Consider the following 13668-nt stretch of genomic DNA (forward strand, 5'->3'; position numbering starts at 1 on the left):
ACTTCTGGCGCACAAGAGGCACCTTAACCGCCCATAAAGCTGACGTCAAGATGACTCAACCCCAGCAGCGACGGGGGCTACAGAGAATAGCCCCCGAACATGCCAATTATTACGACAACAGATTTTCCCGAACTACTTCATTTACCTGATTAATTGTTCCGCTTTTGAGACAATTTGCGAGCTGGATCGTGCAGGCAGATCATAATTGTAAATATCTGTACGATACTGGGTACGACCATCTGCACCAACAAAGGCGGTCAGATAGTAAAGATTAACCGGTATCGATTGACGGATATTGACGTAACGGGTATCCCCTCGCTTCAGAGCATCGGAGATACGCTTGTCATTCCAGCCAGCATCCTGCAGCAGCATATTTGCCAGATCTGACGCCTTATTCACCCGCACACAGCCAGAACTCAATGCGCGCGTATCGCGTTTGAAAAGATTGTGATTCGGCGTGTCATGTAAATAGATAGCATCTGAACTCGGCATATTAAATTTATACCGTCCCAGCGAATTTCGCGGGCCAGGAGCTTGCTGGAAGCGGAACGGCAAATTCGATGCGGTTATTGTCGACCAGTCAATCTGCCACGGATCCAGCGTATCTTTGCTGTTCCAGCCGCGCATAACCGTATAGCCATGGCTTTCAAGATAACCTGGATCGTTACGCACCTTTGGCAGAATATCTTTGCGTGCCAGCGTCGGTGGTACGTTCCACGGCGGGTTTACCACCACATTGTTTAAGGCACTGCTCATCATCGGCGTTTTGCGATCGGGACGACCGACAATGACCCGCGAATCCAGCACCTGATTGCCGTTCTGATAATAGACCAGCGAATAGGCCGGAATGTTAACCATGATGCCAGTAGATAGATCGGCTGGCAGCAAGCGCAATCGCTGGATGTTGAGTGCCAACACGCCAGCACGCTGTGCAGGCGTGACGTTTAACCAGTCTCGCGTTGCCGGGCCAATAGAGCCATCTGCCCCTAAACCTTGCCATGCCTGAAAACGTTTCACGGCCTCCACCAGCTCATTATCATAGACAGCTCGGACGGCTGGCGCAGGTTTACTGCGAGCTGTAGTTTGCTTGTCCATTGGCTTAGTTTCGGCTGTTTCGATTCCAGCGGCAGACGGGCTAACTACCGCGCCTGTCGATGTTTCATCGCCCGGCAGTGCTATTTTCGGCCCACCTTCGAGCATCCCCGTACGTTGCAAAATCTCACGCAGCGCCGGGACGTCGTTACTCCATTGACCAGGGCGCAGCGTTGCTTTACCGGTCAGCTGCGGCCACGGTTTGGAATCACTCAATAAGGTCAATAATGATTCATGCATTGCTGAATATTGCGGATGCTGCGGTGCCAACCCTGTGACAAACGTGGTCAGTTGACCGTTATCCAACGCCACCTGCCAATGGTTAATGACCGAGAGCGGCGGTGTTGAGAGCGCATAAGGTTTACTGCTGTACAGCCAGCGAGTACCTTTGACCGGAATGTTTGCGACGAAATGGAGATACCCCATCATTGCATCCGATAGCACCACATCGCGCGCCATACCGTTAACGCCCGGGTCAGTCAGTAACTCCACCCATTTGTTAAACTGCGGTTGAAAACCGGCAATCGCCACTTCCGCCAACTGCTGCTGGAAAGCTTTAACTGCATCACGATTTTCCCACATCGGCTGCATATCGCGTGCGGCATACAAGAGTTGAAGCTGGTTAAGATAAACCGGCTTATAACCTGCAGGTAATAGTGATTCAATTTGCGTGCGGGCCTTTTCTGCCGCACCTTCTGGTAGCGGTTGGATCCCCGCCATTATTGCCGTGGCTTGCGCCTGCGGCAGTACATCTCCCTGTTCACTGACAGCCACCGGGCTGTCACCAGGGATAACTTCAGGCTCATCAGCCTGCACACTGAACAGTGGAGCGAATGTTACGGCCAGGCACAAACTGATTGCCGAAAGCCGACGACCACACATCATGTTAAGCAACATCCCTTGCCCCCTGTTTTTATCATACTCTGAATAGCCAGGCTGTTTTATCTTAACTGCCTTTACAACGCCAATACTCATGAAAGTATGACGAGCAAGCCTGTTACTCATCAGGCTTACCTTCAGTATATAAACGTCGGTACGTTTTTACACAACCTAATGTAAAGAAGTTTAAAGAAAAGCGCGCCATAATGCGGCATTTTTTTAGTGCAGAAACGGAGTTTTCCGAAAAAAAAGGCGGCATCGCTGCCGCCTTGAACTTAACTTGCCTGAGAAGGCGCTTCGTCAGTTCCTGGAAGCGTTTCAGGGAGTTGCGGCGCAAATCCTCGCAGGCCGACTACGTGAACATGTTCGGTATTCTGGAAGACTTTACGCACTAGTTTATAGGTAGTGCCTTTCTCCGGGCTGATATTTTCAGGTGCCGCGATGATGAGCTGCATTTGCAAACGTTCACACAATTCAAACAGCGTAGCGATAGAACGGGCGTCCAGTCGCGCAGCTTCATCGAGGAATAGCAGACGGCAAGGAGAGATATCTTTACCGCGCAGGCGGCGAGATTCATCTTCCCAGCTCTGTACCACCATCACCAGAATTGACATACCAGTACCGATAGCCTCACCGGTCGACAGTGCGCCGGACTCCGCACGCAGCCAGCCGTCGGAACCACGGTTAACCTCAACTTCCATCTCCAGGTAGTTACGGTAATCCAGAAGTTCTTCACCAATGGTCTGCGGCGTGCGCTGGCCCATATCAATTTGTGGGTTAAGTCGCTGATACAGTTTTGCCAGAGCTTCCGAGAAGGTCAGTCGATTGCTCTTGAACAGATCCTGATGTTGCTCATGCTGTTCTGAAAGCACGTCAAGCAGCATGGCGTGAGTTTCACGCACGTTCACGTTCAGACGCACACTGTTCACCTGACCGAACGATACGTTCTGCAAGCCCTGGTTGAGCATGCGGATACGGTTTTGCTCGCGCTGAATGGTTTTGCGAATGATGTTCGCCACGCTACGGGAGCTAATCGCCAGTTTCTGTTCGCGAGAAGTTAGCTCTTCGGTCAGACGGCTGAGTTCGATTTCCATCTGCTCGATAGCTTCCACCGGATCATCAGTACGAATAATATCCTGACGAATACGTTCGCGCAGATGCTGGTAAACCGCCACGAAGAACTGGATTTTGCGCTCAGGTCGTTTTGGATCTTCCGACATCCGCAGCACGTCGCGCAGATGTTCGTTATCCGCCACCGCCAGACGCAGCGCACCTAACGCCTTATCCGACATGGAACGCAAATCATCAGCAGAGAGATAAGCCAGCTCACGACGGTGCAGGCGGCGTTCAACGCCATTATCTTTCACCATGCGCATTACCGCGCACCAGCCCGCTTTGGCGGTCACCACCTGCTCGCGCATTTCAAAGTAATCACGTTCCAGCTTGCGCAGTTTGCGGGTCAGGTTGTCCATCTCCGCTTCGCAGAAGGTAAGTGCTTTTTCCAGTTGGTTGCGGCGTGCACGGTTATTGCTCAGTTGTGCATGCAGTTCGTCACGGCGAATACGCGCCCGCTCTTCTGCTCCGCTATCGGCACGTACGCCGATATCCTGCAGTTCTCGTTGTAGATCGTTAAGCAGCTCTTTTTTGGTGTCATAAGAACTTTTCAGCGAAGCCAGTACCTGGTTGTACTGACTCAACTGCGCAGCGTGACCGCGCAACGCTTCACGAGCACGAGTACGTTCCGCTTCCGCCTGCTACAGACGTTCGCGCAGTTTTTCGTTGAGATCGCTGTTCCCGTTAAGCATTTCTGCCGAGTCAGAGTAGCTAAAGTGCGCACGACGCTGTACCACTTCAGTCAGGGCAAATGCCTGTTGACGGGCATCTCGCTGCATCTGCTGGGAGTATGCATAATCTTCTTTTAATTGCTCAAACTGTTCCGGGTCACTCTGCAACACAGAAACAATCGGCTCCAGTTTCGCCAGTTGATTACCAAACTGCTGAACAAAACGTGCGGCTTCCTGAGCTTCATCAAGACGTTCGCGGATTTCATCGACACGATCCGCCAGTGAGTCATCCGCCAAGAGGTTGAGACGCGGCAGGATACGGTTCAGTGCCGCAACGCCCTCTTTCGCCTGCTCAAACTGAATGCGCTGCTGCTGGTTATCATTTTCATGATTACTTAACGCCCGCTCCAGTTCGACACGACGGCTGTTCAGTTGGCGAATTTCGGCTTCCGGATCGGACTCAAACGCCACTGCCAGATGGCTGCCAATAAAGCGGCTGAATGCCTGATGCAGTCGCTGGGTTTTCTGTACATCAAAGGAGAGCGTAGCAAAGCGTTCAGAGAGCAATTCGCGCTCGGCGTGCAGGCTTTCGATACGGCTTTCACGCGCCGCGCGACCAAACAGCGGTACTTCCGGGAACCGCGAATAACGCCACTGGCGATCGGCAGTTTTCACCACCACCGCTTTTTCCAGCTCATCGACGTTGAACACGCTATCATCGAACGACTGCGGATCTCCCTCGATCAAGTAGAGATCTTCCGGACAATCGGTCAAGCCTTCCAGCTGTTCGGCTACCTGTGACAGATCCGGCACCACAATGGCGTGGCGAGACGGGCCATACAGCGCCGAGAAGTACGGCGCATCTTCCAGGCTAACGTCGTCATAAATTTCTGACAGCAGCACGCCGCCAAAGCGTTCCGCCAGCGCATTCAGACGTTGATCTTCTGAGCCCCCAGGCTGGCTTAAACGTTCGATCTCTTCATCGACAGCGTTTTTGCGCGCGCCCACTTCATCGCGTTCAACAATCGCTTCGCGCTCACGCTCCAGCAGTTGTTGCAGATATTCGGTGACATCCTGGCTGCAGGTGAACTCTTCACCACACTGCTCACTCAACTGATTAAGGCTGTTCTGCGCTGCCAGCCAAACCGGTGCACGCTGCATCAGGCTCTGGATACGGGATTGCAGCTGTTCCTGTTCCTGACGCAGCGCCATGCGCTCTTCACGGGCGTTGGATACGCTGTCAGAAAGGGAGGCAATGCGCGCTTCCAGTTCCTGGTGCAGGGCTTCCAGCTCGTCAATATCGAAATTCTTGCCCTGACGTTTGCAGAAATCCGCCAGCAGACGTTCCGCTTCTTGCTGCTCGCGCAGACGCTGTTCCAGTTCGCTTAAGCGCATCCGCAGTGGCTGAACCTGCTCTGCCAGGTGACGCTGATCGACCCCTTCGCGTAGCAGTTCACGGGCAACATCCCACGCTTCGTTACGCGCCAGCGGACCGTTAATTGCTACCACCAGCTGATAAGCCTGCTCAAACTGACTGTGAGCAGTTTGCGCCATGCTCATTTTCTGCTCAAGAGAGAGCATTTTTTCGGTCGCTTCCAGCTCTTTCGCCTGGAAGGTTTCCAGCCATTCCGCCGCACTGTCAGCGGTTAAATCCGGCAGATGACACAGTTCTTTGGCACGATTAAGCGCAGCAATCGCCTGGTTGTACTGGATCGCGCGCGTTTGCTGGACGTCCAGCGCCTGCTGGTAATCAGCAAGCTGGCTTTTCAGCTCGTCCACTTCCAGTTCGGCGGCTTCCGCACGCGCTTCGTTATCTTCCTGACGCTCGATGGCTTCTGCCACCACTTCATTCTGTTCTTCCAGACGGATCTGCAGCTCATCGAGATCCGCTTCGTAGCGTTCGATTTTCTCCTGCTGACGCAGTGCGGTTTGCACCAGATTCAGGTGATCGCTGGCGGCCTGATAATCCGCTTCCAGATCGCCTTCGGCACCGTTGTGCTCTGCCAGTTCACGCGCCATATCGACGTGTTTGTACTGCTCCGCCGCCAGTTGCTGACGCGAAGTGTGTAGCTCGCGACGAAACTCCAGCGCTTTATCGAGATGGACACGGCGCTCGTTGGCGTGACGCATGTAGTCTGCCGCCACGTAGTTGGTGGCTTCGCTGATCAGATGCTCAAACAGGTCACGGTCAGACTGGGTGACGCGAATCGCTTCCAGCGTCATGCGGTTTTCACGCAGCGCCGCTTCCATGTCCTGGAACGCTTTACGCACGCCGCTGTTTTCCGGCAACAGGTAGTCGCGCAGAGAACGGGTAATGGCACTGGAGATACCACCGTACAGCGAAGCTTCGATCAGACGATAGAATTTGCTACGGTCTGACGCCGAACGCAGACGACGTGCAATGATGCCCAGATCGAACATCAGCGAGTGGTAATCGGTAATGGAGTTGAACTGTTTAAACTGCACGCCTTCCATCGCCTCGAGCTTGTCTTTCAGCTCGTTAAGCGGCAGCACACGCGCCTGGCGTTCGTTCAGGGATTCGGTCACCAGTTGCGTCGGCTGCACCGACATCGGCAGCCCCTGAATGGCAAACGGCTTAATATCAACCTTGCGATCGCGCCCGGCAACCTGTTGCAGACGCACACCGACAACCACGCGCTGGTGACGCGAGTTAATTGTATCGAGTATCGAATAACAGACACCCGCTTTCAGCTTACCGTGCAGGCCTTTATCGCGCGAACCACTGGTAGCCCCTGCTTCCGTGGTGTTACGGAAATGCAGCAGGGTCAAATCGGGAATAAGCGCCGTAACAAACGCCGCCATCGTGGTGGATTTACCCGCACCGTTACCGCCGGAAAGCGTTGTGACCAGCTCATCCAGGTCAAAGGTGCGAGCAAAAAAGCCGTTCCAGTTAATCAGCGTCAGTGAGCGAAATTTACCGCGTTCAATCATTATTCTTCCTCTCCGCTATCTGGCTGATTCTCTTCAGTTTCGTCATTGAGTTGCAGGTGATTTTCCAGCGACATTGCTTCGCCATCGCGAATCAGACGACGTTGTGCTTCTCGCGGATCGTCGCCCGCACGCACATCGGCACCAAAGCGGAACACCGATTCGGTAATGCGGAACTTGCTGCTGTCGTGGCCCATAAACCACACCATGCCTAAGCGACGCAGACGGTTGAGTGAAGAGCGTACTTTTTCCTGCAACTTCTGACGGTCAACGTCTGAACCGGTAGAACGGTTGTTTACCAGTTTCAGCAGTTTCGCTTCATCGGCCAGGGTAAGCAGTTCGTCATAAAGTTCCTGCTGGGTAAAAATCCCCTCGTTCGCCAGCCGTTCCGGGCTGAGATAGAGATAACAGAGGATTTTACCGACCATCATGTCCAGTTCAGACAATACGGAACGTGGGATGATGGTGGTGGAACGTGGACGCAAATAGAAGAAACCTTCCGGCGCGCGGATTAACTCCACGTTATAACGTGCGTAAAATTCTTCCAGATATTCCTGAAAATCCATCAGGAAAGCATGATTATCCAGTTCGTCGAGGCCAATATGGCGGCCTGAACGTAAGGCGCTATCCAGCGCCGGAAATAACGGATTCGCCAGCGCCTGCGCCAGCTTAACCGGCATCACTTGTTCAATATTTGTCGATGACATGCGCCTGTACCTTGGCTCCGTAATCATTAATCGGCTGCCATTTCGCTGGCAGTCCGGTGAAATCTGCTTGCGCTACGCCGAGACGTACCGCCTGATCAATAACAATACGCGCGACGTCAAAGTGACGCGCACGCGGATACTGCGCCAGATATTCGCGTACCACCAGACCAAGATCCAGTGGCACTTGTCTGGTTTTATATACGGCGAGCTGCTCTTCGATAATTGCTGCGAGTTGTTCGCGGATCTCGTTAAACTCTTCGTACTCTAAATCTGGCGGAAGTTCCCCGGTCACTTCTTCATCGCGCAGTGCCATCTCTTCGTCACGCATATCCAACAGACGATCGGCATTGGCGTAAGTCAGCGCCCAAGGGTCATCAAAGTAGGTTTGTACCGACTGGCGTAAACGCTGTGCAAAGACGCGGTTTTTATCCATATCGATCGCGGTACGGATAAATTTGTGTACGTGGCGGTCGTAGCCAATCCACAAGTCGATGGACTGCTGCCCCCAGCTGATAATACGGTCGAGTTTGCTCTGCAGATCGAACACCAGACGATCGACGAAATGTAGATCGTCATGAGTCATCGTCGCATCCTGAATGCGCAACAGATTAGCCTGCAATTTGTCGCCTGCCGCTTCCAGGGTATCCTGCAATTCACGCAGCGTTCCGGAAGTTTCCGAAAGCAACAATTCACAGCTGGAGATCGCCGCCCGCCAGTCTTTATTCAGCAACTGAGCGATATCGTCTTTCACCTGCTGCTGCTGTTCGTCCATCAGACGTTGCGTCAGGTCGATACTGTCGAAAATTTCCGCCACCGAATATTTCAGCGGGGCATAGACGTTGCGGTGCCAGTGAAACTCATCACCACCCTCTTCGGCGGCATCAGCTGCACGTTTTAACTCCCCCGCCACAATCGACAACTGCATAGAAAGACGCAGCGTAGAAAACTCACGCTGACGGATGTAGTAGTCAGTAATGCCGATGCCGAGCGGCGTCAGGCGATAAATAGCATTCCCTTCCGCCTGCTCGCTGGTAAAGCGGTTCAGCAGACGTTGACGCACCATGTCGTTGATCGCGTTGTTGGCGCGCACGCCGATGGTTTCGCTGGTTTGCTCAAACGCATCACTCACATGGCGGAACGCATCCACCAGCTCGCCTTCACTCATCTCACCATCAAGACGCTCGCCATTCAGCGTGGCAACTGCCAGCAGAAAAGAGAGACGGTCTACCGGCAACGAGATGGAGAAGTCATTTTTTCTGGCCCAGGCAACCAGTTCGGGGACTGTCTGGGATAATTCACTCATACTTTATCCTTGCTCTGCGGTTTGCGCGCGGTGACATGAATATAACGCCCCAGGTTAATATACGGTTCCTGGCGGCAATAACGCGTTTCTAATTCAAGTAATGCTTCGTAGCTGTCGCGCTGTTGGTGCTTTTCACGCAGATAATCATGAAACACGCGAACGCCGGTCTTGCCGGTTATTTGCCAGCCGGCCTCTTCCAGCCACAGATAAACCTGCGCCGGGTAGCGCGGATAGTCTGGCGAAAGCGTCCGTTTTTTCTTCTTCGGCATTCCCGCTTGCACGTAATCAAAGTTCCCTGCAACCATGTTGTGGATCAGCAAGCCATGCGCATTGTAGAACATTAACGATAACACACCGCCAGGACGTAACACTGACCACAGCGTCTTTAATACACTACGGGGCTCGGCCACCCACTCCAGTACTGCATGGAACAATATCAGATCAACGGGCGTTTCCAAATGCGAAGCAACGTCCTGAGCGGCGCAATGTATAAATTGCATGTTGTCGCTCACACCTTTCGCTTCTGCCGCCTGTTTTGCGCGTTCGATCATCTGGACAGAGAGATCGCACAAAATAACCTGATGTCCGCGCTCGGCCATTTTGATTGCAGTCTGCCCTTCACCGCCACCGGCATCCAGCACACGCAGTTTTTGCTGGCCCATTTCTGCCAGTACACGATCGAGGTCCTGCCACAGAATAGCCTGTCGAAGCTGCCCTTTGGTGGTGCCGTAGATGTTACGGGAAAACTTTTCCGCAATATCATCAAAATTGCGATCCTGCATTGCTTTCTCCACCGGTTGGCTAAGACGTTATCTGATAAAGACGCTATTTTGTCACAGCCACGGCGAGAATGAACCAGTCTGGTGTAATATCGCTGGCGATCCCTTGCTATATGGTTAAAAAAGGAACCAGAAAGGATGCTTTTTACACTGAAAAAAGTGATTGGCGGTATGCTGCTGCCACTTCCGCTGATGTTGCTGATTATTGGCGCAGGCCTGGCGCTGTTGTGGTTTAGCCGTTTTCAAAAAACCGGAAAGATTTTTATTAGCATTGGGTGGTTGGCGCTATTGTTATTGAGTTTGCAACCGGTAGCCGACCGCCTGCTGCGTCCCATCGAAAGCACCTATCCGACATGGAATAATACACAAAAAGTAGACTATATCGTGGTATTGGGTGGCGGCTATACCTGGAACCCGCAGTGGGCGCCAGGCTCAAATTTAATCAATAACAGTTTACCGCGCCTGAATGAAGGCATTCGTTTATGGCGTGAGAATCCGGGAGCAAAGTTGATCTTCACAGGAGGCGTGGCAAAAACCAATACGGTCAGCGCAGCTGAAGTGGGTGCCAGAGTTGCGCAGTCACTGGGCGTGCCGCGCGAGCAAATTATCACTCTGGATTTGCCCAAAGATACCGAAGAAGAAGCCACGGCAGTGAAACAGGCTATTGGTGACGCCCCTTTCCTGCTGGTGACATCTGCATCTCATTTGCCGCGCGCGATGATCTTTTTTCAACAGGAAGGGCTAAATCCGCTGCCAGCCCCGGCGAACCAGTTGGCAATCGACTCGCCGCTTAATCCGTGGGAACGGGCAATCCCCTCGCCGATCTGGTTGATGCATAGCGACCGCGTTGGCTATGAAACGCTTGGCCGCATCTGGCAGTGGCTAAAAAGTTCGTCAGGCAAGCCAGGGCAGGAGTGATTTAGTCGCCAGATCAAAGTTGCTACGGCTAAACCGCCCGGTATTGACCAGTTGCGCAACTTCATCCCATAGCACATACAGCCAACGCCGCCAGATGAAAGACTCCGCCACTGGCGCGCGTTGCAAGTAACTCCATAGCAAATCTTCTGCCAGAGAATTATCCATCAACCGGAATAATTCATACTCACGCGGCGCCCAGAGCATTAACCCCGGTCCAACCATCGCCAGGAGCTGATCGCTACGGGAATCTTTCAGCATGCTACGCAAACAGAAGTTGCCGTGAATCAGCACACAATTATCGTTAAAACCTTCAAATAACACCGGCAGACATTCACGGGTGCGAAACAGGATCCGTTTATCCTGCATGGTTAAACCCGTGTTATTGAACTGATTGAGCGTCGCCCATAGCATTTCAACATGCTGGCGATACCAGGAAGGCCAGAAATTTTCCTGGGTATTGTCAACCGCGCCAACACATCCGCGGCTGTCCTGACGGTGCCAGGCCAGCAACGCTTCAACAATTTGATCTTTCAGATGTTCCCAGCGTTCTGGTGTTCTTGCGGGAGCTTCCACAGAAACACCGCGCATCCGCTCCAGCAACAGGACATCGGGGCCGGGATGTTCTTCATGCGTCATCACACCATAGATAGTCGGCATGCGAACAGTCCCGCTCCGGGCCAGCATGGTGGTTTTCCATGCCAGCTGTCTGGCCTGCCCCGGGGTAGAAAAACTTCGCGCCATGAGTGGCATCGGGTTTCCCTGGCTGTCATACAACGCCCACAGAGTAGTGTCTGCTTTTTCATTCACACACTCTATACGACTCAATCTTTCGCCCAGTAAATGGCTTAGTTCGGCACGCAGCTGTTCCATTCAGATTACCCTCATAAAAGCTACTGCTTTCATAATGAGCGCCAATGTAAAAGATGTCACCTGAATGAGATCAATTGTTGAAGGGAAAAAATGAAGAGAATCGTAACGCTACGACACTCCTCCCAAAATTGGGTGAAGTGTCGTGGGGATAAATTAAGCCATTTCAGCGCGAACACGCTCAAGATCTTCGGGAGTATCTACACCGGTGCCTGGAACCTCCTGGGCGACAGCAACATGGATTTTTTCTCCATACCACAGCACACGAAGCTGCTCTAACATTTCGATATGTTCTAACGGGCTTGGCTGCCAGTTAACATAGCGGCGGATAAAACCGGCACGATAACCATAAATACCGAGATGACGCAGGAAGTTATCGCCAACGGTTTCCAGACCTTTCGCAAAACGGTCACGATCCCACGGAATGGTGGCGCGCGAGAAGTAGAGCGCATAACCTTCGGCATCGAGAACAACTTTAACCGCATTCGGATTAAAGGCTTCTTCCGCACTGTGGATAGGCACAGCCAGAGTCGCCATTCCAACCTGACGCTGGGCAAGGTTATCGGCAACCTGACGAATGATTGTCGCGGGGATCATGGGTTCATCACCCTGCACATTCACAATCACCGTGTCGTCGCTGAACGCGCATTTTTCGACAACTTCCGCCAGGCGTTCTGTACCGGACTGGTGATCGGCACGCGTCATGCATACTTCACCACCAGCAGCTTCCACAGCGCGGGCGACATCCTCATGATCGGTTGCGACGATGATGCGCTCGGCACCTGATTCGCGCGCGCGTTCAAGCACATGAACAATCATGGGCTTGCCGTTAATATCGACCAGTGGCTTACCTGGCAGACGCGTGGAAGCGTAGCGCGCGGGAATAATGACCACAAAACTCATGATTTACTCTCATCAGCAGTCAGCACGCGGGCTTCCGTTTCCAGCAGCACTGGAATGCCATCGCGCAGCGGGAAAGCCAGGTTGTCCAGTTTGCAAATAAGTTCTTGTTTTTCCTGGTTATACCAAAGTTTGCCGTTGCAAACCGGGCAGGCAATGATTTCAAGCAGACGATGATCCATAGTTCCTCCAGATGGATCGGGTTATGAATGCATAAATCTTATCATAATCATTTATGCGTCGGGGTCTATTTCCCAGCCGGTGCGGCAATCGGTAAAGAAACCGTGCGGGCAGCGCCCTATTGTTACTCGTGTTGCCTGCTGCCAGTGAGCAAAATCAGTAATCGCCTGACGCAGCCCTTTTTGAAGGGTCACCGTTGGTTTTACGCCATCCTGTAACCAGAGAGAGAGCACTTCAAAGATGCCTGTCTGGCGATGCATCTTAGAATCCATTCGCCCAACTAATTGCCCACGGTGCAATAACGGTAGAACGAAATAACCATACTGGCGTTTGGGCGCTGGCGTGTAGCACTCCAGCCGGTAGCTAAAATCAAAAAGTTGCTCTGCCCGTTTACGATCCCAGACAACAGGATCAAAAGGCGACAGTACGGTGCTATGTGTTGCAGTTAGCTTACCCACAAGCGTACGTTCGAGAAGCGGTAATAAATCGGCATGTAGCCAAAGTCGCCCTAATTTCTCCACATTTACGGCGATGATTTGCCGCTCTTCAGATCTCATATCACGCCACGCCGCCAGCGCCGGACGTTTCAGACGGTAGTAATCCGCCAGCCACTGTTCGCGAAAAATACCCAGGCTGCGCGCACTGTTATCCAACATGATGATTTCTGCTTCCTGCTGCGAAAGCAGGTCACGCTCGTCATTCCAGTACGGCATGACGCGATGGGTTAAATCATAAACGCGCTGGAAATTGCGTCGTTCAACCACCATCACCTTTCCAGCGGTAAAGAGCCCTTCCAGATGACGTTTATGCGGCTTCCACTCCCACCAGCCGCTCGCCCCTTTACGAGGATGCTCAAAATCGGCCGAACGTACCGGCCCGTTATTCTGAATATGCTCAATTAATTGTGCAATTTCCGCCGCATGTTCCTGCATCCAGGCATCTTTGTATTTCCAGCCCATTTTTTCAGGTGCCAGCATGCGGTGGCGAATAAGTTGAAAATCGCTACGCGGCATAAAACTGGCCTCATGTGCCCAGTATTCCATTAATTCACCACGCGCCAGCGATTCATCCAGCCACTGCGGTAAATAATTACCAAGACGACTGAAAAGCACCAGATAAGGACTGCGGGCAACGATATTAATGGTGTCGATTTGCAGCAAGGACATGCGAGAAATGGTAGCCAGAATATCTTCCGGCAACGCGCGCCGACGGGGCTTGTTTAACAGCCCCTGCGCGGTGAGATGAAGATTTCGCGCATCGGTGAGGGAGAGATAAGGCAGCGTCATTCATTGCTCCGTCAATTAAACGCT

Annotated in this window: 9 protein-coding genes and 1 pseudogene; 1 reads left to right on the top strand and 9 read right to left on the bottom strand. The window is 52.6% G+C overall.

What is annotated here, in order from left to right:
- Window positions 1-141: 141 nt before the first annotated feature.
- The 5 genes and pseudogenes from ldtD to cmoM form a co-directional block, all read right to left on the bottom strand.
- Complete coding sequence (gene ldtD / locus H9644_RS16535) at window positions 142-1989, bottom strand: L,D-transpeptidase (protein ID WP_191775467.1); 1848 nt, start codon at window positions 1987-1989, stop codon at window positions 142-144.
- Window positions 1990-2246: 257 nt separating this feature from the next.
- Window positions 2247-6707: pseudogene (mukB, locus tag H9644_RS16540) on the bottom strand (chromosome partition protein MukB).
- Window positions 6707-7411: a chromosome partition protein MukE gene (mukE, locus tag H9644_RS16545; protein WP_010344468.1), complete on the bottom strand. Its 705-nt coding sequence runs from the start codon at window positions 7409-7411 to the stop codon at window positions 6707-6709. Before mukE ends, mukB begins: the two are co-directional and overlap by 1 nt.
- Window positions 7392-8714 carry a chromosome partition protein MukF gene (mukF, locus tag H9644_RS16550; RefSeq protein ID WP_064528351.1) on the bottom strand — a complete coding sequence of 441 codons (1323 nt, stop codon included), beginning with the start codon at window positions 8712-8714 and terminating at the stop codon, window positions 7392-7394. Before mukF ends, mukE begins: the two co-directional genes overlap by 20 nt.
- A complete protein-coding gene (cmoM, locus tag H9644_RS16555) occupies window positions 8711-9496 on the bottom strand; it encodes a tRNA uridine 5-oxyacetic acid(34) methyltransferase CmoM (RefSeq protein ID WP_191775433.1) in 786 nt (261 codons plus the stop codon). The genes mukF and cmoM overlap by 4 nt, the downstream gene beginning before the upstream one ends.
- Before the next feature lie 135 nt (window positions 9497-9631).
- On the opposite strand from cmoM, the gene elyC reads away from it, so the two are divergent.
- Window positions 9632-10411 (top strand): envelope biogenesis factor ElyC, encoded by a 780-nt coding sequence (gene elyC, locus H9644_RS16560; protein WP_191775435.1) that lies wholly within the window; start codon window positions 9632-9634, stop codon window positions 10409-10411.
- Here elyC and H9644_RS16565 read toward each other — a convergent pair.
- The 4 genes from H9644_RS16565 to ycaQ all read right to left on the bottom strand — a co-directional run bounded on the left by H9644_RS16565 (window position 10388) and on the right by ycaQ (window position 13644).
- Window positions 10388-11281: a YcbJ family phosphotransferase gene (locus H9644_RS16565; RefSeq protein ID WP_064528342.1), complete on the bottom strand. Its 894-nt coding sequence runs from the start codon at window positions 11279-11281 to the stop codon at window positions 10388-10390. The two genes, elyC and H9644_RS16565, sit on opposite strands and share 24 nt — an antisense overlap.
- Before the next feature lie 153 nt (window positions 11282-11434).
- Window positions 11435-12181, bottom strand: a complete 747-nt coding sequence (gene kdsB, locus H9644_RS16570) for a 3-deoxy-manno-octulosonate cytidylyltransferase (protein ID WP_064528339.1) — start codon at window positions 12179-12181, stop codon at window positions 11435-11437.
- Window positions 12178-12360 carry a protein YcaR gene (ycaR, locus tag H9644_RS16575; protein ID WP_000350058.1) on the bottom strand — a complete coding sequence of 61 codons (183 nt, stop codon included), beginning with the start codon at window positions 12358-12360 and terminating at the stop codon, window positions 12178-12180. Before ycaR ends, kdsB begins: the two co-directional genes overlap by 4 nt.
- 51 nt (window positions 12361-12411) lie before the next feature.
- The gene (gene ycaQ, locus H9644_RS16580) at window positions 12412-13644 is read right to left on the bottom strand and encodes a crosslink repair DNA glycosylase YcaQ (RefSeq protein WP_064528337.1); all 1233 of its coding nucleotides are present in this window, start codon (window positions 13642-13644) and stop codon (window positions 12412-12414) included.
- Between the last annotated feature and the right edge of the window lie 24 nt (window positions 13645-13668).

It is taken from the genome of Escherichia whittamii, from assembly GCF_014836715.1.
GTDB lineage: Bacteria > Pseudomonadota > Gammaproteobacteria > Enterobacterales > Enterobacteriaceae > Escherichia > Escherichia whittamii.